This window comes from Modicisalibacter xianhensis (assembly GCF_900113605.1).
GTDB lineage: Bacteria > Pseudomonadota > Gammaproteobacteria > Pseudomonadales > Halomonadaceae > Modicisalibacter > Modicisalibacter xianhensis.
This window is the reverse complement of record NZ_FOPY01000012.1, coordinates 111,416-133,944: the sequence shown is the minus strand read 5'-3', so window position 1 is coordinate 133,944 and position 22,529 is coordinate 111,416. Positions and strand designations below refer to the sequence as shown.

23 protein-coding genes and 2 tRNA genes are annotated in these 22,529 nt (G+C 63.8%); 17 read left to right on the top strand and 8 right to left on the bottom strand.

Annotated elements, in window-relative coordinates; all coding sequences use genetic code 11:
- Positions 1 to 7 precede the first annotated feature (7 nt).
- The 3 genes from eat to BM194_RS14910 are packed head-to-tail and all read right to left on the bottom strand — an operon-like array spanning position 8 to position 3,715.
- Positions 8 to 1,438, bottom strand: coding sequence for an ethanolamine permease (gene eat / locus BM194_RS14920; protein WP_092848299.1), 1,431 nt, complete (start codon positions 1,436 to 1,438; stop codon positions 8 to 10).
- Between the two features lie 41 nt (positions 1,439 to 1,479).
- Complete coding sequence (gene eutC / locus BM194_RS14915; protein WP_092848298.1) at positions 1,480 to 2,310, bottom strand: ethanolamine ammonia-lyase subunit EutC; 831 nt, start codon at positions 2,308 to 2,310, stop codon at positions 1,480 to 1,482.
- Positions 2,300 to 3,715: an ethanolamine ammonia-lyase subunit EutB gene (locus tag BM194_RS14910; protein WP_092848296.1), complete on the bottom strand. Its 1,416-nt coding sequence runs from the start codon at positions 3,713 to 3,715 to the stop codon at positions 2,300 to 2,302. Before BM194_RS14910 ends, eutC begins: the two co-directional genes overlap by 11 nt.
- 192 nt (positions 3,716 to 3,907) lie before the next feature.
- On the opposite strand from BM194_RS14910, the gene BM194_RS14905 reads away from it, so the two are divergent.
- Positions 3,908 to 4,876, top strand: coding sequence for a helix-turn-helix domain-containing protein (locus BM194_RS14905; protein WP_244890980.1), 969 nt, complete (start codon positions 3,908 to 3,910; stop codon positions 4,874 to 4,876).
- A gap of 9 nt (positions 4,877 to 4,885) precedes the next feature.
- Here BM194_RS14905 and BM194_RS14900 read toward each other — a convergent pair whose 3' ends face one another.
- Positions 4,886 to 5,098 carry a hypothetical protein gene (locus BM194_RS14900; protein WP_092848291.1) on the bottom strand — a complete coding sequence of 71 codons (213 nt, stop codon included), beginning with the start codon at positions 5,096 to 5,098 and terminating at the stop codon, positions 4,886 to 4,888.
- Positions 5,099 to 5,257: 159 nt separating this feature from the next.
- Between BM194_RS14900 and radD the strand changes: the two genes are divergently transcribed.
- The 7 genes from radD to nadA all read left to right on the top strand — a co-directional run bounded on the left by radD (position 5,258) and on the right by nadA (position 11,339).
- Positions 5,258 to 7,048 carry a DNA repair helicase RadD gene (radD, locus tag BM194_RS14895; RefSeq protein WP_092848289.1) on the top strand — a complete coding sequence of 597 codons (1,791 nt, stop codon included), beginning with the start codon at positions 5,258 to 5,260 and terminating at the stop codon, positions 7,046 to 7,048.
- Positions 7,049 to 7,135: 87 nt separating this feature from the next.
- Positions 7,136 to 8,065, top strand: a complete 930-nt coding sequence (locus tag BM194_RS14890; protein WP_092848287.1) for a segregation and condensation protein A — start codon at positions 7,136 to 7,138, stop codon at positions 8,063 to 8,065.
- Positions 8,065 to 8,940 (top strand): SMC-Scp complex subunit ScpB, encoded by an 876-nt coding sequence (scpB, locus tag BM194_RS14885; RefSeq protein WP_092848285.1) that lies wholly within the window; start codon positions 8,065 to 8,067, stop codon positions 8,938 to 8,940. The genes BM194_RS14890 and scpB overlap by 1 nt, the downstream gene beginning before the upstream one ends.
- On the top strand, positions 8,937 to 9,809 hold the full coding sequence (gene rluB, locus BM194_RS14880; RefSeq protein WP_092848282.1) for a 23S rRNA pseudouridine(2605) synthase RluB: 873 nt from the start codon (positions 8,937 to 8,939) through the stop codon (positions 9,807 to 9,809). Before scpB ends, rluB begins: the two co-directional genes overlap by 4 nt.
- A gap of 71 nt (positions 9,810 to 9,880) precedes the next feature.
- Positions 9,881 to 9,956: transfer RNA gene (locus BM194_RS14875), tRNA-Lys, on the top strand.
- 48 nt (positions 9,957 to 10,004) lie between these two features.
- Positions 10,005 to 10,080: transfer RNA gene (locus BM194_RS14870), tRNA-Lys, on the top strand.
- A gap of 239 nt (positions 10,081 to 10,319) precedes the next feature.
- Complete coding sequence (gene nadA, locus BM194_RS14865) at positions 10,320 to 11,339, top strand: quinolinate synthase NadA (RefSeq protein WP_177223423.1); 1,020 nt, start codon at positions 10,320 to 10,322, stop codon at positions 11,337 to 11,339.
- Positions 11,340 to 11,453: 114 nt separating this feature from the next.
- Here the strand turns inward: nadA and BM194_RS14860 are convergent, their stop codons facing one another.
- Positions 11,454 to 12,899 carry a M48 family metalloprotease gene (locus BM194_RS14860; protein WP_092848277.1) on the bottom strand — a complete coding sequence of 482 codons (1,446 nt, stop codon included), beginning with the start codon at positions 12,897 to 12,899 and terminating at the stop codon, positions 11,454 to 11,456.
- 98 nt (positions 12,900 to 12,997) lie between these two features.
- Between BM194_RS14860 and BM194_RS14855 the strand changes: the two genes are divergently transcribed.
- Both BM194_RS14855 and BM194_RS14850 read left to right on the top strand, forming a co-directional pair.
- A complete protein-coding gene (locus BM194_RS14855) occupies positions 12,998 to 13,243 on the top strand; it encodes a sulfurtransferase TusA family protein (protein ID WP_092848274.1) in 246 nt (81 codons plus the stop codon).
- Positions 13,240 to 14,343, top strand: a complete 1,104-nt coding sequence (locus BM194_RS14850) for an AI-2E family transporter (protein WP_092848271.1) — start codon at positions 13,240 to 13,242, stop codon at positions 14,341 to 14,343. Before BM194_RS14855 ends, BM194_RS14850 begins: the two co-directional genes overlap by 4 nt.
- 3 nt (positions 14,344 to 14,346) lie before the next feature.
- On the opposite strand, the gene BM194_RS14845 is transcribed toward BM194_RS14850, so the two are convergent.
- A complete protein-coding gene (locus BM194_RS14845; protein WP_092848269.1) occupies positions 14,347 to 14,823 on the bottom strand; it encodes a peroxiredoxin in 477 nt (158 codons plus the stop codon).
- A gap of 289 nt (positions 14,824 to 15,112) precedes the next feature.
- Between BM194_RS14845 and dapA the strand changes: the two genes are divergently transcribed.
- The 4 genes from dapA to purC all read left to right on the top strand — a co-directional run bounded on the left by dapA (position 15,113) and on the right by purC (position 18,689).
- The gene (gene dapA, locus BM194_RS14840) at positions 15,113 to 15,997 is read left to right on the top strand and encodes a 4-hydroxy-tetrahydrodipicolinate synthase (RefSeq protein WP_092848266.1); all 885 of its coding nucleotides are present in this window, start codon (positions 15,113 to 15,115) and stop codon (positions 15,995 to 15,997) included.
- A gap of 83 nt (positions 15,998 to 16,080) precedes the next feature.
- Positions 16,081 to 17,055, top strand: a complete 975-nt coding sequence (gene bamC, locus BM194_RS14835) for an outer membrane protein assembly factor BamC (RefSeq protein WP_092848263.1) — start codon at positions 16,081 to 16,083, stop codon at positions 17,053 to 17,055.
- Complete coding sequence (locus BM194_RS14830; RefSeq protein ID WP_092848261.1) at positions 17,055 to 17,867, top strand: MBL fold metallo-hydrolase; 813 nt, start codon at positions 17,055 to 17,057, stop codon at positions 17,865 to 17,867. The genes bamC and BM194_RS14830 overlap by 1 nt, the downstream gene beginning before the upstream one ends.
- 108 nt (positions 17,868 to 17,975) lie before the next feature.
- On the top strand, positions 17,976 to 18,689 hold the full coding sequence (gene purC, locus BM194_RS14825; protein ID WP_092848258.1) for a phosphoribosylaminoimidazolesuccinocarboxamide synthase: 714 nt from the start codon (positions 17,976 to 17,978) through the stop codon (positions 18,687 to 18,689).
- Positions 18,690 to 18,715: 26 nt separating this feature from the next.
- Here purC and tsaA read toward each other — a convergent pair whose 3' ends face one another.
- Positions 18,716 to 19,462: a tRNA (N6-threonylcarbamoyladenosine(37)-N6)-methyltransferase TrmO gene (gene tsaA / locus BM194_RS14820; RefSeq protein ID WP_092848359.1), complete on the bottom strand. Its 747-nt coding sequence runs from the start codon at positions 19,460 to 19,462 to the stop codon at positions 18,716 to 18,718.
- A gap of 177 nt (positions 19,463 to 19,639) precedes the next feature.
- On the opposite strand from tsaA, the gene BM194_RS14815 reads away from it, so the two are divergent.
- Both BM194_RS14815 and BM194_RS14810 read left to right on the top strand, forming a co-directional pair.
- Positions 19,640 to 20,206, top strand: coding sequence for a 1,2-dihydroxy-3-keto-5-methylthiopentene dioxygenase (locus BM194_RS14815; RefSeq protein ID WP_092848256.1), 567 nt, complete (start codon positions 19,640 to 19,642; stop codon positions 20,204 to 20,206).
- Between the two features lie 42 nt (positions 20,207 to 20,248).
- Positions 20,249 to 20,752, top strand: coding sequence for a GNAT family N-acetyltransferase (locus BM194_RS14810; RefSeq protein ID WP_092848253.1), 504 nt, complete (start codon positions 20,249 to 20,251; stop codon positions 20,750 to 20,752).
- Here the strand turns inward: BM194_RS14810 and nadC are convergent.
- The gene (gene nadC, locus BM194_RS14805) at positions 20,742 to 21,596 is read right to left on the bottom strand and encodes a carboxylating nicotinate-nucleotide diphosphorylase (protein ID WP_092848250.1); all 855 of its coding nucleotides are present in this window, start codon (positions 21,594 to 21,596) and stop codon (positions 20,742 to 20,744) included. The genes BM194_RS14810 and nadC overlap by 11 nt on opposite strands.
- Positions 21,597 to 21,671: 75 nt before the next feature.
- Between nadC and ampD the strand changes: the two genes are divergently transcribed.
- Positions 21,672 to 22,229, top strand: a complete 558-nt coding sequence (gene ampD / locus BM194_RS14800) for a 1,6-anhydro-N-acetylmuramyl-L-alanine amidase AmpD (RefSeq protein ID WP_092848248.1) — start codon at positions 21,672 to 21,674, stop codon at positions 22,227 to 22,229.
- Positions 22,230 to 22,529 lie beyond the last annotated feature (300 nt).

The window sequence follows — 22,529 nt, the reverse complement described above, 5'->3', positions numbered from 1 at the left end:
AAGGGAGTCAGGTCGGCGTCGCGGCGGGCGGTACCTCGTGGCTCAGGCTGCTTTCCGCATCGGCGACCAGTTGGAACTCTTCTTCGGCCGTCTTGGCGACCAGCTTATGGCGGCTGTAGAGGAAGTAATACGCCGCGCCGATCACGAACAGCACGATCGTGTAGTTGAAGGCACGTGGGTCGAAGGCGTAGACCCCGGTCAATGCCACCAGCGAGAGTACCAGGGCGACCGAGGACGTCACGATGCCACCCGGTGTCCTGTAGGGGCGAGGCAGATCGGGGCGCTTGAGCCGCAGCAAAATGTGGCTGGCGGCCATCAGTGCGTAGGAGAGCGTGGCACCGACCACGGCCATGCCCAGGATCAGGTCGCCTTCGCCGCTCAGCGAGACCAGGAAGCCGAACACGCCCGGCACCACCAAGGCCCAGGTTGGCGCCTTGCGCTGGCTGGTCAGCGACAGCACTTTCGGCAGGTAGCCGGCACGCGATAGGGCAAACACCAGGCGGCTGTAGCCGTAGATGATCGAGAAGAACGAGGCGATAAGCCCGGCCAGGCCGAGCACGTTGACCACCGTGGCCAAGGTGCCGTTGCCGGCGGCGTTGAGCGCATCGACCAGCGGCACGCCACTGGCGCCGATGGCGTCGGCGCCTGCCGCACCGGCCAGCAGGAACACCACCAGTACCGCCGTGAACAGCAGAAAGATCATGGCGCCGATGATGCCCTTGGGCATGTCGCGGGCCGGGTCCTTGGATTCCTCGGCGGCCAGCGGCACCCCCTCCACGGCCAGGAACAGCCACATGCCGAACGGCAGCGCTGCCCAGATGCCGGCCCAGCCAAAGGGCATGAAGGCACTGGCGCCCGCCGCGTCGGTGGGGGCGATATCGAACAGTCGACTGGCGTCGAAGTCGCCCAGCAGGGCCACGGCGGTAGCGACGATGGCAAACACCGCCAGCCCGCTGATTACCATCATGACCTTGAGCGCCTCACCGACACCGGCCAGGTGAATGCCGATGAACACCGCATAGAACAGGGCATAGACCAGCGGCCCGTTGATTCCCAGCAGTTCTTCCATGGCAGCGCCGATGAAGATGACGATGGCTGCCGGCGCCAGGGCGTACTCGATCAGTACCGCCAGCCCGGTCAGGTAGCCTCCGGCCGGGCCCATGGCCTGCCGCGCAAAGCTGTAGCCACCACCGGCGGCGGGAATCGCCGCCGACATCTCGGCCAGCGACAGCACGAGGGCGAAGTACATCAGCCCCATCAGCGCGGCGGCAATGACGAAACCGCCCCAGCCGGCTTCGGCAATGCCGAAGTTCCAACCGGCGAAATCACCGGAAATCACATAGGACACGCCGAGCCCGGCCAGCAGGACCCAGCCGGCCGTGCCCTTGCGCAGTTGACGTTTGGCCAGGTAATCCTGGTCGATTGATGGGCCGCTCATGCGACACCTCCTTGCCTGTTGTTGTTGGACGGAAGGGGATTTCAGGAAATCAGGAAGTTGCGTATGCCGTCGCCCTGGTGGTCGATCACGTCATCCTGGGTGCGGTCTTTCAACTGCACGCCGGAGAGCTGCTTCTGGCGCGACTCGCGCAGCAGGTAAAGTAGCCGCCGGCTGGCCTCGGGATAGGCCAGCCCCGCCGGGCGCACGTTGGAAATGCAATTGCGGTAGGCATCGGTGAGCCCGACCTTCGGTGCCCAGGTCAGGTAGAGCCCCAGGCTGTCGGGCGAACTCAGGCCAGGGCGCTCGCCGATCATGACCAGCACTGCTCGGGCATTGAGCAGCTCGCCGATCTCGTCGCCGATGGCGACGCGTCCCTGCTCGACCACCGTTAGTGGTGCCAGATTCCAGTCGAACTGACTGTCGTCCTCCAGCGCGTCGGTCAGTTCACGCAGGAACGGCACGGCGTTCTGCTGCACGGCCAGCGAGGACAGGCCGTCGACAATCACGATGGCCAGATCAAAAGGCGCCTGGGGCATGTCTTCACCATGACTCAGGCGCTCGCGGGAGGCCTCGTCGAGGCGACGCCCCCAGTCAGGGCGTTGCAGATAGGTCATGCGATCCGCGGCGCGGCTATGCACGAGGCACGGCGGGGCGTCATTCGTCAGTTCGGCAAGGTCGTGACACAGTCTCTCGACGTCGAGCGGCAGATGTACCGCGTCCTGGGCGCGGGCATGTGCCAGCTGGAACTCCAGCAGCCGGTCGGTGGGCAGGCTAATGCCGGCACGACCCAGGCCGATGCGCGCATCAGTAAACTCGCGCAGCCGTCGCCAGGGGTTGTCCGTGACTCCGTTGCTTGGCAGGTTATCCGTCATGATCGGCTCCGGCGGGAAGGTTAGCCAGCGAACGGGCGAAGGAGTCCGGCAGGCGGTCATTGAGGCGATGGTTGGCGACGTCATCGAAGATCGCCATCTCGGCCAGCCAGCGTTCGAACTCGGGAGCCGGGCCCAACCCCAGCACGCGGCGAGCATAGAGCGCGTCGTGGAACGAGGTGGTCTGATAATTGAGCATGATGTCGTCCGAGCCCGGGATGCCCATGATGAAGTTGCAGCCTGCCACGCCGAGGAGCGTGAGCAGGTTGTCCATGTCGTTCTGGTCGGCCTCGGCGTGGTTGGTGTAGCAGATATCGCAGCCCATCGGCACGCCGAGCAGCTTGCCGCAGAAGTGATCTTCCAACCCGGCGCGGATGATTTCCTTGCCATCGAACAGGTACTCGGGGCCGATGAAGCCGACCACGGTGTTGACCAATAGTGGGTCGAAGTGGCGAGCCACGGCGTAGGCGCGTGCCTCGCAGGTCTGCTGGTCGAGGCCGTGGTGAGCATCGGCGGACAGTGAGCTGCCCTGGCCGGTCTCGAAGTACATGACGTTGCTGCCCACCGTGCCGCGCTTCAGCGACACGGCGGCGTCGCGGGCTTCGGCCAACACGTTGAGGTTGAAGCCGAAACTGCTGTTGGTGGCCTCGGTGCCGCCGATCGACTGAAAGACCAGGTCGACGGGCGCTCCCTGCTCGATGGCCTCCAGGGTGTTGGTGACGTGGGTCAGCACGCAGGACTGGGTCGGAATGGTGTACTTGCGGATCACCTCGTCCATCAGGCGCATCAGCTTGACGCTCTGCGCGACATTGTCGGTGGCAGGATTGATGCCGATCACCGCATCGCCATTGCCGTAAAGCAGGCCGTCGAGGATGCTCGCGGCAATGCCCGTCACGTCGTCGGTGGGGTGGTTGGGCTGCAGGCGCGTCGACAGTCGTCCCGGCAGGCCGATGGTATTGCGAAACGCTGTGGAGACACGGCACTTGCGCGCCACCAGGATCAGGTCCTGGTTGCGCATGATCTTGCTCACCGCGGCAGCCATTTCCGGGGTAATGCCGGCACGCACGCCGGCGAGCACCTCGGGCGTGGCCAGGTCGCTGAGCAACCAGTTGCGGAAGTCACCGACGGTCAGGTGAGCGATGGGAGCGAACGCTTCGGCGTCGTGGGTATCGACGATCAGGCGGGTGATCTCGTCGGCTTCGTAGGGGATCAGCAGATCCTCGAGAAAGGTCTTGAGTGGCAGCTCGGCAAGCGCCATCTGCGCTACCACGCGTTCCTCGGCGGACGCGGCGATCACTCCGGCCAGGCGGTCGCCCGAGCGGGCCGGGGTTGCCTTGGCCATCAGTTCGGCCAGCCCCTTGAAGCGATAGCGTTGGCCACCTAGCGTGTAATTGTATTCCTCGGCCATGCGGTACCTACCTCGAAAGACGTCCCTCGCGGACGTAGCCCGCGGCTCGGGACGGAACGAAACTTGCTTGACCAAGGTAGCGAGACGCTCGTTGCCAGCGTTATCGATTTTTGGCAAACCTGAGTCTCATAGCAAAAACAATGAGATATGGCGCGGCCTTGTAACGGGGCGCGCGAGGGAGGGGCGAACAGCATGCCTGTAGACGCTCAGGAAAGAAATCTTGCACCACTACGGTGCATGTGGGAGGCGCGGGATGCCGACGAGCATGCCCATAACCTGACCGACTGGTGCCAGGAGTACGACCAGATCAGCGGCGGGGCCTTTTACGGACGCATCGACGAAGTCCAGCTGGACGAGATGCAGGTGTTCCGGGAACACACCAGCCAGGCCTTGCGCCAGCAGTGCAATGTCTGGCCGGAATCGCTGTGGATCGGCATTCCTGCGGCTTTGGACTGCCGCATCAACGGGCGACCGGTGGGCGAGGCCGAGGTGATGTGCCAGCCCGGGCACCGCGACTTCGAGCTGGTCACCCCTGAGGATTTCACCATCTACGGCCTGGTGGTCAGCCGTCGGTTGCTGGCGAGTGCTGCCGGTGAGGCTGGTTTGGCCCTGCTGGAGCGGGCTCCCACTACGTACATGCGTCTGCGCCTGCCACCACAAACGCGGGATTCGGTCACCTTCCTGATCGAGCGGCTGCTGCAAGCCAGTCGCGACCCGCTGGCGCCACAGATCCATCGCGATATCCTGATGATGGCCCTGGTCGAATTGTTGCAGAAGGAGATGCCCTGTGACGACGTGCCGCCGAGCTATCCGCATCGCAAGCGGGTCGTGGATCAGGTCAAGCGTTATGTCGATGACCCTGAACACGCGCCGGTGACTGTGGCCGAACTCTGCGAACTGACCCACGTCAGTCAACGTACGCTGCAGTATTGTTTCACCAGCATTCTGGGCATCAGTCCGGTGCAGTTCCTGCGCACGGCACGCCTGAATCGGGTTCGGCGCCTCCTGGCGCAGCCGGATTGCACGACCACGGTGACCGGGGCAGCCAACGATTGGGGGTTCTATCATCTCGGTCAGTTCTCTCAAGACTATCGCCGACTGTTCGGCGAGTCGCCCTCCGAGACACTGGGCCGGTATCGTGGCGCCCCGGCAAGATGCTGATTTCGCTGTTCAGCGGGGTGTGGAGTCGACGCCCAGCTTGCGCTCCAGGTCATCGAGCATGTGCTCATAATGGCGGCTGAGGCTGTCGAAACGGCCAAAGTCGTAGCCGCACTGGTCGCAGAATACGTGATACGCGCCAACACGACCGGGCGGGAAGCGCTTCTCGCGGCTACCGCATTCGGGGCATTCGGGGCCGGTGGGAAGTTTCTCGGGAAATTTCATGGTTTCCCTCCTCGTTGCGGTGAGTGAATTCCTGCGCCCTCCCTGGCCTTACCTCTTAGTCTAGCAGTCCTGCTTGCAGTTCCGTGTCGCTGGCATGGAGAGGTATTGTTCGTAACATGAAAAGTTTAAAATGGCGGCTTGTTTCAATCCCGGTACGTCATGCCAGCCGATTCCCGCCCCGTGTCGCCTCCCGAGCTACGCCCTTATCAGCACCAGGCCGTATCGCATGTCGTCGGTCACTTTCGCGCCAGCGACGCGCCGGCGGTGGTGGTGCTGCCCACCGGCAGCGGCAAGTCGCTGGTCATTGCCGAGCTGGCTCGCCTGGCACGTGGCCGGGTGCTGGTGCTGGCCCACGTGCGCGAGCTGGTCGAGCAGAACCATGCCAAGTACCAGGCCTATGGCCTCGAGGCCGATATCTTCAGTGCCGGCCTGGGGCGCAAGGAAGCCGCCCGCCAGGTGGTCTTCGGCTCGGTGCAGTCGGTGGTGCGCAACCTGGCGAGCTTCTATGACGGCGGTTTCACCCTGTTGGTCATCGACGAGTGCCATCGCGTCTCGCCGGACGAGAATGCCAGCTATCGCCAGGTCATCGACCACCTGCAGCGTGCCAATCCCCGCCTCAAGATCCTGGGCCTGACCGCCACCCCGTTCCGGCTGGGCCAGGGTTTCATCTACCATCGCCATTACCTTGGCATGGTGCGCGGCGAGGCCGATTGTTTCTTTCAGGACTGCGTGTTCGAGCAGCCGCTGCGCCTGATGGTCAAGCAGGGCTACCTGGCACCGCCGCAGCGCGTGGATGCCGCCGTGGCGCGCTACGATTTCTCGCAGCTCATGCCCAACGTGCGCGGGCTGTTCGCCGAGGAAGAGCTCAACCGGGTGGTGCGTGGCAACCGCGCCACGCCGACCATCCTCGATGAGGTCGTCGAGCGGTCTCAGGAGCGGCGCGGCGTGATGGTGTTCGCGGCCACCATCGAGCATGCCGAGGAGATCATGGGTTACCTGCCCGAGGGGCAGGCGGCGCTGGTCACCGGCAAGACCCCGTCGCGCGAGCGCGAACGGCTGATCGACGCGTTCAAGGCACAGCGACTCAAGTACCTGGTCAATGTGGCGGTATTGACCACCGGTTTCGATGCGCCGCACGTCGATTTGATCGCCATCCTGCGCCCCACCGAGTCGGTCAGCCTCTATCAGCAGATCGTCGGGCGCGGCCTGCGCCTGGCGCCGGGCAAGGAGGATTGCCTGATCCTCGACTACGCCGGCAACCCCTGGGACCTGTATGCCCCCGAGGTCGGTACGCCCAAGCCGGCCTCGGATGCCGAGCCGGTGCAGGTCGAGTGTCCGGATTGCGGTCATGCCAACCTGTTCTGGGGCAAGCGCGACGGCGAGCTGGTCATTGAGCATTACGGACGGCGCTGCCAGGGCTTAGTCGAGGATGCGTCAGGCCGTACCCGACAATGCGATTTCCGTTTTCGCTTCAAGGTGTGTGAGCAATGCGGCGCGGAAAACGATATCGCCGCGCGTAGCTGCCATGGCTGCGGCGAGCGGCTGGTCGACCCCGACGACAAGCTCAAGGACGCGCTGCGCCTCAAGGACGCCCGGGTGCTGCGCGTCAGTGGCATGCAACTCGCCGCCACCGTCAACGGGCGCGGCCTGCCGCGCCTCAAGGTCACCTACCACGACGAGGATGGCGCCACGCTGGACGAGTGGTTCGCGCTGGAAACGCCGGCCCAGCGCGGTGCGTTTGCTGCCGCCTTCCTGCGCCATCATCTGCGCGCGCCAGGCAGCGTCTGGTGGCCGGCTTCGCCCGACGAAGTGATCGAGGAGCGCCGTCGTCTGAAGGCACCGGATTTCGTGATCGGCCGCCGGGTCGGGCGGCACTGGCAGGTGCGCGAAAAGCTGTTCGATTATGTAGGCCGCTATCGCAAGGCGGATAATGCCGAATCACTGGCCTGATCGACGGTATTTCGAATGCTAGGGGCCGGCAACACTTGGTAGACTACGCGTTTGTCCATTGCCCCTGTGACGAAGGTCCCGCCATCCGTGAGTGAAACGTCGGAGAGTGTCGCAACGCCCGAGTCGACCGCCGCCCAGCAGACGGCGGCGGTGCTGGCGCGCCTGCACGACCAGCCGATTACCGAGTTGCCGGAAGACCTCTATATCCCGCCGGAGGCGCTGCGGGTGTTTCTCGAGTCCTTCGAGGGGCCGCTGGATTTGTTGCTCTACCTGATCCGCCGCCAGAACCTCGATATCCTGGCCATCGATGTCGCAGCCATCACCCACCAGTACATCGAGTACATCGAGTTGATGAAGGCGTTGGAGATCGAGCTCGCCGGAGAATATCTGCTGATGGCGGCGATGCTGGCCGAGATCAAGTCGCGCACGCTGTTGCCGCGCCCGCCCAAGGCCGACGGCGACGAGGACGACGAAGACCCGCGTGCCGAGCTGATCCGCCGCCTGCAGGAGTACGAGCGGCTCAAGCTTGCCGCCGAAGGCCTCGATGAACTGCCACGGGTGGGGCGTGACTGGTTCGGTGCACAGGCGGGCCTGCCGGCGCTGGAAACCCGCGTCATCCACCCCGAGGTCGAGCTCGACGAGCTGCTGCGCGCCCTGTCGGGCATCCTGCGGCGTGCCGAGCTGACCCAGGCACACACCATCAGCCGCGAGGTGCTTTCCACCCGCGAACGCATGCTGCGTATCATGGAGCGCCTCAGCCATGAGCACTTCACGCCGTTCGTGTCGCTCTTCACCCTCGAGGAGGGTCGTGCCGGGGTGGTGGTCACCTTCATGGCGATTCTCGAGCTGGCCAAGGAATCGATGATCGAGATCGTGCAGAATGAGCCCCTCACACCCATTCATGTCCGTGCCCGTCAGCCTATGAGCGAGGAGGGCGCCTACGAGGCCGATTCCGTCGACGACGCGATGAGCGATGCGGAGGGCGAAGGGGAGAGCGCCTTCGAGGAGACGACCTGATGGCCAGCGTACGCCTCGACGAGATTCTCGAAGCGGCCCTGCTCGCGGCGGGCGAGCCGTTGCCGGTGGAGCGCCTGGAAGGGCTGTTCGACGACCACGAATGTCCGCCGCGTCGTGAGCTGCGCGAGGCGCTGGAGATGCTGGGCGCTCGCCTGGAAAGCTCGGCGCTGGAACTCATCGAGACCGCCTCCGGCTACCAGGTGCGTATTCGCCAGCGCCTGTCGCCTTGGGTGTCGCGGCTCTGGGACGAGCGTCCGCAGCGCTATTCGCGGGCCCTGCTGGAAACACTGGCGCTGATCGCCTATCGCCAGCCGGTGACGCGCGGCGACATCGAGGACGTGCGCGGGGTGGCGGTAAGCAGTTCGATCATGCGCACGCTGAGTGAACGTGGCTGGATCCGCGTGGTCGGACATCGTGACGTGCCCGGGCGGCCGGCCGTCTATGCTACAACAAGACAGTTCCTCGACGACTTCGGCCTCAAGACCCTCGATGCGTTGCCGCCGATGCACGAACTCAAGGAGTTCGACCTGGGCGAGGCTCCGATCTACGAGGATGACATTGATGCCCAGGCGCGCCAGGCCGGCGAGGCGCCAGGTGATGACGAGAACCCCGACGCCGCCGAGCCCGAGGGAGAGCATGGCGAGCTTGCCCCTGACGCCGGACAACATGACACATTGCAGGACTCGACGGCCGGGATGGCCGACGAGACGACACACGCCGGGAAGGCGTCCGCACGGCCGGAACTGAGCTTCGCCGATCTCGAAGCCCGCCTGGCCGAACGCGCCCGCAAGCAACAGACCGTCGATCGCGAAGGCGACGATGATGGCCTGGCCGGCGCGGAAAATTCATCCGACGAGAACACGTCCGATCCATGAACAGCAACACACCCCCCGCCTCAGAAAAGCTCCAGAAGGTTCTCGCCCGCGCCGGGCTGGGCTCGCGCCGCGAGATGGAGACCGCGATCAGTGCCGGTCGCGTCAAGGTCAACGGCAAGGTCGCCAGTCTGGGCGATCGCGTCGAGATGCGTGACAAGGTCACCTTCGACGACCGGCCGATCAACCTGCGCGACGTCAGCGAAGTACCGCGCCGGGTCATCATGTACAACAAGCCGGAAGGCGAGCTGTGCACGCGCAAGGATCCAGAGGGCCGGCGTACCGTGTTCGATCACCTGCCGCGCCTCAAGGGCGAACGCTGGATCGCCATCGGTCGTCTCGACATCAATACCAGCGGCCTTTTGCTGTTCACCACCGATGGTGAACTGGCCAACCGACTGATGCACCCGTCGACGCAGATCGAGCGCGAGTACGCCGTGCGCGTGATGGGCAACGTCAAGCGCGAGCACGTGGTGGCGATGGTCGAAGGCGTGATGCTCGAGGATGGCCCCGCGCGCTTCACCGACGTGCAGGAGTTCGGTGGCGAAGGCATCAATACCTGGTTTCACGTGGTCATCATGGAAGGCCGCAACCGCGAGGTGCGTCGTCTGTGGGAATCGCAGGGCCTGACTGTCAGCCGCCTCAAGCGCGTGCGCTACGGCAACATCTTCCTCGACAAGCGCGCCAAGGCCGGTGAATGGGTCGAACTTTCCCAAGAGGAGATCGACGATCTTTCCACCATGGCCGGCCTGGCAACGCGCAAAGTGCCCGAGCTGACTCCCGACGAGAAGAACCGCTGGAGCCGCGACAAGCACAAGCGTCGCCCCGTTCAGGCCATGCGCAAGCCCAAGCATGCCAAGCCGAAACGCTGACGATTGATAAATCGAGAAATTTCTCTTGCCAGGATCGGGTGCGATAAGTAACATGTGCGCCCTGTCGGGAAGGGTCGTTAGCTCAGTTGGTAGAGCAGTTGGCTTTTAACCAATTGGTCGTAGGTTCGAATCCTACACGACCCACCATCACCGCCGCCGCATAGGTCAGGCATCGATTCGATGTCAGCCTGTTGCGGGTCGTTAGCTCAGTTGGTAGAGCAGTTGGCTTTTAACCAATTGGTCGTAGGTTCGAATCCTACACGACCCACCATGCTTCTTGATGCCCTCGTATCTCCCGGATGCGAGGGCATTTTTCTGTGTGCTCTGTCAGTGGCATCGGGAATGTCGTCGGCATGCCGTTGTCCAAGGTCGTATCCGGGGCTGGGAAAGGCGTGCATTGCGCAGTACCATCCCGGCAGGTGCGTCGAGAGCGCGAAGACGATCGGCTCCGGCGCTTCTGTAACGCAGGGGGAGCCCCTGCCAGTCACAGTGGTAGACACGATGACGACCATGACACCCCGCGCCCTGGTGCGTGAGCACCTGGCACGCGCCTACTGCCCTACGCGCATTCCCGCCGAGGATGAAGCGCGCGTCGACGAGATCAAGCATCTGCTGAAGGTACGCAATGCCGTACTCGTCGCCCATTACTATACCGACGATGCCATCCAGCACCTCGCCGAGGAGACTGGCGGCTGCGTGGCGGATTCCCTGGAAATGGCCCGCTTCGGCGCTCGTCACGATGCGTCCACCCTGGTGGTGGCCGGCGTGCGTTTCATGGGTGAGACCGCCAAGATCCTGTCGCCCGAGAAGCGTGTGCTGATGCCCACCCTGGAAGCGACCTGCTCGCTGGATATCGGCTGCCCGGCGGACGAATTCAGCGCGTTCTGCGATGCCCATCCCGACCGTACCGTGGTGGTGTATGCCAACACCTCGGCAGCGGTCAAGGCGCGTGCCGACTGGGTGGTGACCTCGTCGATCGCGGTGGACGTGATCGAGCACCTGCACGCCAGGGGCGAAAAGATCCTGTGGGCCCCTGACAAGCACCTGGGCGGTTACATCCAGCACAAGACCGGCGCCGACATGCTGCTGTGGGATGGTGCATGCATCGTCCACGATGAGTTCAAGGCCCGGGGCATCCAGGATCTCAAGGCGCTGTACCCGGACGCCGCGGTGCTGGTGCACCCCGAGTCGCCGGCCAGCGTGGTCGAGATCGCCGATGCGGTGGGCTCTACCTCGCAACTGATCAATACTGCGCGCGAATTGCCCCATCAGCGCCTGATCGTCGCCACCGACCGTGGCATCTTCTTCAAGATGCAGCAGGCGGTGCCCGAGAAGACCCTGTTCGAAGCGCCGACCGCCGGCAACGGCGCGACCTGCAAGAGCTGCGCCCACTGCCCGTGGATGGCAATGAACGCCCTCGATAACCTGGCCGGTGCGTTGCGCGACACCAGTGGCGAAATCTTCGTTGATGCCGAGCTTCGCCAGCGGGCGCTCAAGCCGCTGGAGCGCATGCTCAACTTCAAGCGCTAGGAAGACCCGGCCTGGAAGCAAAAAGCGCCTCGCTGGGGCGCTTTTTTATCGTTTGGAGAGGTGAGCGGCGACTGGCTGTTAGGCACAGCCATGCGGATCGCAGCGCTGGGATCGCTAGAATTTCTGTAATGTCTCACGATAGTCCATGAAGTCCTCCCGCCGTTGCCGGACCCGGCTGGCCATGCCGAAATCGCCGCTGCGCTTGGCGACGTCCTCGGCCACGTCCAGTTGCTTGATGGCCCGGTCGATGTGGCCGGTCAACTGCAGTGTCTCGGCACGCGCCAGATGGCCCCAGGTTTCATGGCCGCTGCGTCCGGCTGCCTCGGCGAGAAGGGCGAAGACCTGCGGCGTTTCCGGGTATCGCTGGCTGAGTTCGCGCAGCACGTCAAAGGCTTCGCCGGGTGACTGTTGCAGCAGGATCTCGGCGCGCAGCAGGCGGGCCGGGAAGTACTCCGGAGACAGGCGCAGGATCCGTTCGGCGCGGGCCAAGGCATCGCCACGGCGGCCGGCATCCATCGCGATTTCGGCAGCGGTGGCCGGGATCAGCGACAAGTCGGGCAGTTCGCGGGCCAGGGCATCGAGTGTTTCGAGGGCCTCGCCGGGGCGCGCCTGGCGCGCAGCGATCAGGGCTTGCAGGTAGCGTTCGGCGCTGGCGGGCGGGGCGTCCTGGCGAAGCTGGGCCAGGGCCTGCGCGGGGTTGTCGCCGTTGAGCTCCAGCAGGGCGCGGGCACGTACCATCGCGTAGGCCGGGTCGCTGCCGCGTTGGCCAGAGACGGGCAGTTGATCGGCGCGGCTCTGGGTATCGCTGATACGTGACTCGGTGACCGGGTGGGTCAACAGGAACTCGGGCGGATTACCGCCTTGCAGACTGGTCAGGCGCTGCATGGCGCGGAACATGGCGGGCATGGCCTGGGGGTCGAAGCCGGCCTGGGTCATGGCTTCCAGTCCTACCCGGTCGGCTTCCTGTTCGAAGCGCCGTGAGTAGGCGAGCTGGTCCTGGATGAAGGCGGCCTGCGAGCCCATCATTGCCGCCAGGCCGGCATTGCCGCCGCCCCCGGCGGCGATTACCATGCCGGCGAGCATGGCGGCCATGGTCGGCAGCTGGGTTTCCTCGACCCGTTCCATGCGCCGCGCATAATGCCGCTGCGAGAGATGGCCCAGCTCGTGGGCGAGTACCGAGGCGAAGGCGTCCTCACTCTCGGCAAACGCGAACAGGCCGGCATTTACCCCGACGACGCCGCCGGGCACGGCGAAAGCATTGAGCAGGCGGCTGTCGACCAGCGTAGTGACGATGCGGATGTCGCCGAGTTCGCTGTAGGGCACCAGGCGCTCGATCAGCGAATCCACATAGCTCTGGGTGATCGGGTCCTGCCAGGTATCGGTCTGGGCTCGGAACTGGCGCAACCAGGCGCGGCCCAGCCGGTACTCCTCGCCGCCCGAGACGCTGCTGGCGCCGCTGCCCAGCGAGGGGAGGCCATAATCGTCGGCCACCGCCGGCACGGTCCAGGGGACGAGTGCCAGGGCACCGATCGTCAGGCAGGATTTCAGTGTACGCAGCATGGCCATCCTCGTTGGAAAACTCCCTAGGCTCCGACATTGATTCGCAGGGAAAAGTGCCTTTAAATCGATGCGACTCAACCATTTTCCCGGGAGGTGGCATGGCCCTGCAACCCGACGATGTACTCGACGCGCGTGGCCTGCACTGCCCGCTACCCTTGCTCAAGACCAAGCAAGCCCTGGCACGCCTTGATGAAGGCGGGTTGTTGCATGTGTTGGCGACCGATCCCGGTTCCTGGCGGGATTTCGAAACGTTCATCGATCAGAGCGATTTCGAGCTGGTGTCCCGAGAGGAAACCGGCGATGAATTTCATTATTGGATACGCAAGGGCGGTATCGTTGCATGACGATGAGAGATGTCCTGAAGGGCTGGGTCGAGCGCTACTTCTCCGACGAAGAAGCGGTCGTGCTGCTGGTGGTGCTGGTGCTCGGCTTCGCTGCCGTGATCTGGCTGGGCAAGATGCTGGCCCCGTTCTTCACCGCCCTGGTCATCGCTTTCCTGCTGCAAGGCGTGGTGGCCTGGCTCGAACGCGTCGGTCTGCCGCGCTTGCTGTCGGTGCTACTGGTGTTTCTGGTGTTCGTGGGCACCTTGCTGGCGCTGGCGCTGATCGTCATGCCGCTGGTCTGGAACCAGACCGTCGACCTGATCCAGCAGATCCCTAGCATGCTTGCCAGTGTCCAGCTGTGGCTGGATGAACTGCAGGCTCGCTATCCGACCCTGATCACCCCGGATCAGATGCAGGACTGGATCGCCACGGCAGGACGTGAGATCACGCTGCTGGGGCAGCGGGCACTGACGCTGTCGCTGGCCTCGCTGGGCAACTTGCTGGGACTGATCATCTATCTGGTACTGGTACCGATCCTGGTGTTCTTTCTGCTCAAGGATCGCGAAACGCTGACCCGCTTCACGCTGTCGCTGCTACCCACCAAGCGTACGCTGATGACACGCGTCTGGAACGAAATGGATGATCAGATCGCCAACTACGTGCGCGGCAAGGTGATCGAAATCTTCATCGTCGGCATTGCCGCCTATGTGACGTTCTGGTTTTTCGGCCTGCAATATTCGGCCCTGCTGGGACTGGCGGTCGGCCTGTCGGTGCTGGTGCCCTACATCGGTGCTGCAGTGGCCACGGTGCCGGTGGCGGCAGTGGCAGGGTTTCAGTTCGGCATCGGCGAGGAATTTGCCTACGTGCTTGTCGCCTACGGCGTGCTGCAGGCCCTGGATGGCAATGTGCTGGTGCCGATCCTGTTCTCGGAGGCGGTCAACCTGCATCCGGTGTCGATCATCCTTGCCGTGCTGTTCTTCGGTGGAATCTGGGGGTTCTGGGGCGTATTTTTCGCGATTCCCCTGGCCACCCTGCTCAAGGCGCTTGTCCAGGCCTGGCCACGCAGCGTGGCGAAGCGGGATCAGGAGGCCGTGCCGCCAGGCGCCGGCCTGCAGAAGTGAATTTCACGACGCGGCATTGAGTTCCTGGGCTGCAGCGAGTACCTCTTCGACGTGGCCAGGCACCTTGACCTTGCGCCATTCGCGGGCCAGCGTGCCTTCCCTGTCGATCAGGAACGTGCTGCGCTCGACACCGAGGTGCTCCTTGCCGTACATCTTCTTGAGCTTGATGACGTCGAACAGCTGGCAAAGGGCTTCGTCCTTGTCCGAGATCAGCTCGAAGTTGAAACCCTGCTTGGCCTTGAAATTCTCATGCGCGCGCAGGCCGTCGCGGGAGACGCCGAACACCACCGTGTCAGCGGCAGCGAAGTCGGCCATGTGGTCGCGGAAGTCGCCGCCTTCCGTGGTGCAGCCCGGCGTGCTGTCCTTGGGATAGAAGTAGATCACCACCTGACGGCCACGCAGTTCAGACAGGCTGACGGTGGTGTCGCTGGTGGCCTGGGCGGTGAAGTCGGGGACCGGCTGGCCGATGCTGACGCTCATGGAGAGCCTCCTGCTGTGGTTGCGAGAGGTCACGATTACACGCAAGCGCGGGGAATCTGTAAAGTCTCCGTGCGTGCCCGGTGCTGAACCTGTACACGCTTTCGTCGTCTGAGTACCATTGGCGGCCTGGCCATGTGCCGGTCGTGACGGCCGGTTTCCGATAGGCTGAACAGGATGCATCACGGCGGAGCGCACGGCACCGTCGCGTTTACGTATATGTCGAGTAGGCCGACGGCCGTCAGGCCCGGGGCAGGCCCGGCCAGGGCCGGATTCACAGGAGCATCGCAGGATGATCACAGGCAGCATCGTCGCGCTGGCGACCCCGATGAAAGTCACGGGTGAGATCGATTGGGAGGCGCTGCGTCGCCTGGTGAATTTCCACCTCGACAGTGGCACCGATGCCATCGTCGCTGCCGGGACCACCGGCGAACCTACCACCATGTCGTTTGCCGAGCACTTCGACGTCATCCGCACGGTGGTCGAGGAAGTGCGCGGACGCATTCCGGTCATCGCCGGGACCGGCGCCAACGCCACCTCCGAGGCGGTCGAGCTGGCGCGCTATGCCAAGGAAGTGGGTGCCGATTACTGCCTGTCCGTGTGCCCCTACTACAACAAGCCGACCCAGGAAGGCCTGTACCAGCACTTCAAGGCCGTGGCCGAAGGTGCCAATCTGCCGGTGATCCTTTACAACGTGCCAGGTCGGACCTGCTCGGATCTCTACAACGAGACCGTGTTCCGCCTGGCCGAACTCGACAACATCGTCGGGCTCAAGGATGCCACTGGCAACCTGGAGCGTGCCGAGGAACTGGTCGATCGCCTCAGGGGCTCGGGCTTCGCCCTGTACTCCGGTGATGACGGCACGGCTTGCGACTTCATGCTGATGGGCGGTCATGGTGATATCTCGGTCACCGCCAACGTCGCTCCGCGCCTGATGCACGAGTTGTGCGAGGCGGCCGTGTCCGGTGACAGTGACCGGGCGCACCAGATCAATACGCGCCTGATGCCGCTGCATACCGGGCTGGGTGTCGAAGCCAACCCGATCCCGGTGAAGTGGGCGCTGCACCGCATGGGGTACGCCGAGCAGGGCATTCGCCTGCCGATGACCTGGCTGTCGGAGAAGTACCACACCACCGTCGAAGAAGCGCTGCAGCTCGCCGGCGTGCTGAACGACTGATCTCCACGTTGCCACCTGCCGTGACCGGGCTTCGATCCACGGCAGGCCTGTGCCGGTTTGCACGTACAAGAGAAGGTAGACGCATGAACCCCGCCTCCAAGTTGTTACCGTTGACCGTCGTCATTGCCCTGCTGGCGAGCGGTTGTGCGCGAGACGGCTATTACTACGATCGCAATGAAGAGTACCGTGACGCCCACATGACCGAGCCGCTCGACTTGCCGGAGTCACGTCAGCCGGGCCGCTACCAGGATGCCATGCCGGTACCCAGCGCCAGCAGCGATTTCCTGGCGTCGGGTGACGAGTTCGAGGCGCCGCGTCCCCAGGCACTGGCTGCCGGTCGCCAGGAGGAAGACGCCTTCGTCGAGATGCGTGAAGCCGGCGCGGATCGCTGGTTGCTGGTCAATGCCGCACCCGCCAATGTCTGGCCACGCCTGCAGGGGTTCGTCGAGCAGCGTGGCCTGCAGGTGACGGCACTCGACCCCGCCAGCGGGCGAATCGAGACCGATCAGGCCGTGCTGCGCGTGCGTCAGGGACTGCGTGGCAATACCAGTGAGGTGCGCTGCGAGAACGTGGCCGCCACTGCGGGCACGCCGGCGCCTTACGACCAGTGTCTGACTGCCCTGAACAGCTACCTCACGTCTATGGGCGCTCAGGAACAGAGTGTGTCACTGGCTGCCCAGAACCTGTCACGCAATGATCGCGTACGGCTCGAGAATCAGGCCGGCGAGTGGCAGTTGCTGCTGTCGCTGGGCCTCGATCGGGCTTGGTCGGAGCTGCATTACCAGCTCGAGAACAGCTTCGATAGCGAGACACGTCAGTTGGTCGACCAGAATCGCAGCACTGGCGAGTTCCTGGTCGACTATGCCCCGCGCGATGCCGATCGTGGCGGTTTCCTTGGCTTCTTCGAAGGAGACGCGCCAGTGCGTCGCTATCGCTTGCAGGTCGACAATGCCGGGCCGGAGTCGACCCGCGTCACTGTTGAGCCGACCGACGGCGAGCCGCTGTCCAGCGCCGAATCGCGTGAGCTGCTCGATGCCTTGGCGACGGCCCTGCGCTAATGACTGAGTCTGCTGCATCCAGTGTATCTCCCGTGCCAAGTGGCGCGGGATTACGCTTTGCCTCGCTGGGCAGTGGCAGCAAGGGCAACGCCACCCTGGTCAGTGATGGTGAGACTCATGTGCTGGTCGACTGCGGTTTCGGGCTGCGTGAGACCGAGAAGCGCCTGGCCCGCTTCGGGATTCACGCGCGGCAGCTTTCTGGCGTGCTGGTGACCCATGAGCATGGCGACCATATTGCCGGGGTAGGGGCGCTGGCGCGTCGCCACGGCCTGCCGGTCTACCTGAGTGCCGGTACCTGGTTGTCGAAGCGCCTGGGCAAGGTGCCACGCCATCATCTGCTGACGCCGCATGCACGCTTTGCCATTGCCGGCCTGGAGATCGACCCGATCACCGTGCCTCACGATGCGCGTGAGCCGATCCAGTTCCGCTTTCGTGCGCATGGACGGCAACTCGGCGTGCTGACTGACCTGGGCCATCCCACCGAGCATGTCGTCGAGGCCTTCAAGAGCTGCGATGCGCTGATTCTGGAGTGCAATCACGACCCGCGCATGCTGGCCGAGGGTCCCTATCCGCCAAGCCTCAAGCGGCGTGTCGGTGGTAATTGGGGACACCTGGCCAATGCCCAGGCGCAGGTCCTGCTGCAACGGCTGGGGCTGGATCGCCTGCAGCGCATCGTCTGCTCGCACCTGTCAGAGCAAAATAACCGCCCCGAGTTGGCCTGGGAAGCACTGGTGCCTCTGCTCGACGGTGACGAGTCGCGCTTGCTGATTGCCGCGCAGGATCACGGCTTCGATTGGCAAGAGGTCGCCTAAGCTGTATGCAGTAGCGTTTTTTCACACTCAATCCGTGCCGTTCCAGGGAGCCTGTGGCGGCCTCGATCCTCTCGGCCCATTTCAAGATGCATTCGGAGATTGCCTCCCATGGAAAAACGTGACGAGCTTTACGCTGGCAAGGCCAAGTCCGTCTACCGCACCGACGACCCGGACCGCCTGATCCTGCACTTCCGCGACGACACCAGTGCCTTCGACGGCAAGAAGAAGGAAGCCTTGGCGCGCAAGGGCATGGTCAACAACAAGTTCAACGCCTTCATTATGGGCAAGTTGCAGGCGGCGGGGATTCCCACCCATTTCGACGGCCTGCTCTCCGATACCGAGTGCGTCGTCAAGAAACTGGACATGATTCCGGTGGAATGCGTGGTGCGTAACCTGGCTGCAGGCGGCCTGGTACGCCGTCTCGGCGTGGAAGAAGGCATGACGCTCACTCCGCCGACCTTCGAGCTGTTTCTCAAGAACGACGAGAAGGGCGACCCGATGATCAACGAATCGCTGGCCGAAACCTTCGGCTGGGCGACGCCCGAACAGCTGGCACGCATGAAGGAACTGACCTTCAAGGTCAACGAGGTGCTCAAGCAGCTGTTCCTCGATGGTGGCATGCTGCTGGTCGACTACAAGCTCGAGTTCGGGGTGTTCAAGGGCGAGATCGTGCTGGGCGATGAGTTCTCGCCGGACGGATGCCGCCTGTGGGACGAGATGACACGTGAGAAACTCGACAAGGATCGTTTCCGCCAAGGGTTGGGTGGCGTGATCGAAGCCTACGAAGAAGTGGGACGCCGGATCGGCATCGCCTTCGACTAAAGCGTTGCCTGGCCGTGTCGTTGGCCTCAATCGCGAGGCGAGGCCAGCGGCACGAGTTCTATCACCTCCATGACGATGCCTCCCGTGCCGTCGTCGCAGGCACGAAAGCGCACATCGACATCACGTAGTGGCACGCCGTAGATACGCGACTCGGCACCCCGCCGATAGGCGGGTCGCGGGTCCTGCGCTAGGACCTGACGGATCAGCTCGCGTAGCGAATCGGCGTCGCTGCGTTCCTCCAGCATGGCGATTGCCTGTAGCGTGAAGCGTACCTCGTGCCGGGGTGGGGGGTGCGGTGCGAAACCGGCACGTGCTTCGGGTAATGCCTCTGCCCAGGGCAGGTAGGGTTTGATGTCGAGGACCGGCGTGCCGTCGACCAGGTCGTGCCCTTGCAGGTAGAGGCGCACCCCGTTGTCGGTTTCTATTCGTTGCAGTGCGACCAGCGACAGCCCCAGGCGGTTGGGCCTGTGCGTGCTGCGTGTCGCGAAGACGCCAATCTTGGTATTGCCGCCCAGGCGGGGTGGACGCACCAGCGCTGTCCAGCGTTCGGGGCTACGATGAAAGACGAAGGTCAGCCACAGATGACTCACCTGCTCGAGACCGCGTACAGCGAGCGGGTTGTCATAGGGCGGCAGTAGGTGAAGCACTGCGCGACCGGCCGGCACCAGTCCGGGTTGTCGAGGGATGCCGAACTTGTCGGGGTAGTCGCTGGCGATCCGGCCGATGGCCGAAAGGCTGAAAGCGTCCGGCAACGAGAGTGGGATATCGTGCATGCAAGGCATTATGCCGTGCATCGAGGGGACGAGCGAGGCCTTTGGCATGTCTTCCTGCAACTGTTCCGGGGAGCCACCATTGTGTAGTCTGCGCCTGTGACAGGGAAGTTTACCGGTGCCACATGAAGGCGCCGGGCTGTCATGCCGAACGAGAACCGAAGCTAAGGAGAGGCTGTCATGAGTTTTCTGCATGTCTATCACGAAGCGGACGGTGAACAACCGATCCTGTCCACCCATGAAGGCGAGCGCATCGCTGCGGAATTGGCAGCCCATGGGGTGCGTTTCGATCGCTGCGAACCGCATCCCGAACTGGTGCCTGATGCTGACCAGAAGAGTGTGCTGACGGCTTACGCCGAAGAGATAGAGCGTCTCAAGCGCGAAGGCGGCTTTGTCGTTGCGGACGTGATTGGGCTGCGGCCTGACCATCCCGACAAGGCATCGTTGCGCCAGGAGTTTCTCGACGAGCACCGCTATAGCGAGGATGAAATGCATGTCTTCGTGCGTGGGGGATGCCTTTTCTACCTGCACCTGAACCAGCGGGTCTATGTCATCGGCTGTGCGGCCGGTGATCTGATTTCGGTGCCGGCGGATACACCGCACTGGTTCGACATGGGGCCTGAGCCCAACTTCACGGCTATCCGGCTATTCGCCGCCAGCGAGGCCCAGGCGGCGAGGATGACCGGCAGCGATATCGCGTCTCGGTTTCCGCGCTACGAGGCTTTCAGTGGCGAACAGGCGGCGTGAAGCGGGCCCGTCGATTCCTCACCCTTGACGAGACATGACGCCATGCTGGAACGCGTTCGTTACCGTGTCGCTCTGCCCGACGATGCGGCCGACCAGGGAGAAGTCTTCCATCACGCCGTGATGCAGGGCGCGGCTGGCTATTACAGCCTGGCACAGCGCGATGCCTGGGCCAGCGCCTTGCCGCGTGAGGCGGCGGCGTGGGCGGCTCGCCAGGCCCTGTTCACCACGCTGGTCGCGACCTGTGACGGACGCTGCGTGGGCTTCGTGGAGCTCGATATCGGGGGTGGGCGGATCGAGACGCTGTACGTGTGGCCGGCGCTGGCCCGGCACGGTATCGGGGGACGCCTGCTCGACTACGCCGAGGATGAGATGCGTGCCCAGGGCGTCGAGCGGTTACGTATCGAAGCCAGCCTGATACTGGCGCCAGGGCTCGAGCGGCGCGGCTGGGTACGGCGGGGCGAGGAATGGGTCGAGCGGCGGGGCGAGCGGCTGAATCGTATCGTGCTGGAAAAGCCGCTGGCCCCGTCGGGCGAAATCAGCGCGTAGCCACCTGGGTGACACGCATCGACAGATCGATGGCCTTGACGTCCTTGGTCAGGGCACCAATGGAAATGCAATCCACGCCGGTCGCGGCAATCGCTTCCAGGGTCGCTTCGCTGACATTGCCGGAAGCTTCCAGCGTGGCCCGTTTCTCGGTCAGGCGAACCGCCTCGCGCATGTCATCAAGGGTGAAATTGTCGAGCATGATCACGTCGGCCCCGGCCTCGAGTGCCTGGGCCAGCTCGTCAAGGCTTTCCACCTCGACTTCCACCGGCAAATCGCGGGCTATCTTGCGTGCCTCCTTGACTGCCGCGGCGATACCACCACAGGCTGCGATGTGGTTCTCCTTGATCAGGAAGGCGTCGTAGAGACCGATACGATGGTTGTGGCCACCACCGCAGGTAACGGCGTACTTCTGCGCCAGGCGCATTCCGGGCAGGGTCTTGCGCGTGTCGAGCAGACGCACGCCGGTATCGGCCACCTGGCGTACGTAGTCGCGGGTGCGCGTGGCGGTGCCTGACAGCGTCTGCAGCAGGTTGAGTGCCGCGCGCTCACCGGTCATCACGCTGCGTGCCGGGCCTTCGAGTTCCAGAAAGACACTGTCGGCGGCTATGGCATCGCCATCGGCGGCATGCCAGTTGAGGATGACGCGCTTGTCGAGGCGCCGATAGAGTTCATCGACCCAGGCCACACCGCACAGCACGGCATCCTCGCGGGTGATGACCCGGGCAGTGGCCCACTGGCGCTCCGGAATTAGCTGGGCGGTGATGTCCCCCGGGCCGACGTCTTCCGCCAGCAGGCGGGCGGCGCTGGTGCGAATGTCTTCCGCGAGGGCTTCGTAGTAATGCATGGCTTCCCGTGCTCTTCGATGTGCGACAATGCCGTTATTATAGGGAAAGCCATGCAAATTCGGCAGGGGAGAGGCATGCAGATCAACGAAGGCTGGCTGAGCGATGCCCGGCGCGTTGCGTCGCCCAACGCCAACCAGCGACCGCAGAACGAGATCTCATTGCTGGTATTGCACTCGATCAGTCTGCCGCCGGGATGCTTTGGTGGCGAGGCCATCGAACAGCTGTTCACCAACACGCTCGATCCTGCCGGGCATCCCTACTATGCGCGCCTGGACGGGCTCAAGGTGTCAGCCCACCTGCTGATCCGGCGTGACGGCGAATGCGTCCAGTTCGTGCCGTTCGATCGGCGCGCCTGGCATGCCGGCCGTTCGAGCTGGCACGATGCCGGGAAGCTACGAAGCAACCTCAACGATTTCAGCATCGGCATCGAACTCGAGGGGGTTGAAATTCATCCCTACACCGAGCAGCAATATCATGCCCTGGCCAGCGTCATTTGTGCGTTAATGGCGTCCTATCCAGCACTGGATGCGCAGCGCATCACCAGTCATGCGCGCATCGCGCCGCTGCGCAAGACGGACCCGGGCCCGGCATTCGACTGGGCCTTTTTGCGACAATGTCTTGAACGAACTTGACCTGTGTGTAGCCAAGCTACACTGGACAGAGTTAGCCTGGCCGGGACGACGCGGTAACGTAAGTGCTTGATGCTGCGCTGCAATATTGTCTATGGAATGGTTTTCCATATTGGCTTCAATTGGCAGCGGCCAGCGTTTGCGGTATCTTCGTGCGCAGAATTTGCGTGCCTGAGGCACCCATCTGTAAAGAAACTACAGACGGTTTATCGGAGACACGGCCCGTAGAAGGTCGCGCCCGCACTGAAGAGCGCCATACGCCCCTCGCCTGTTGTGGGAGGGCAGACTGACACAATATCTTCA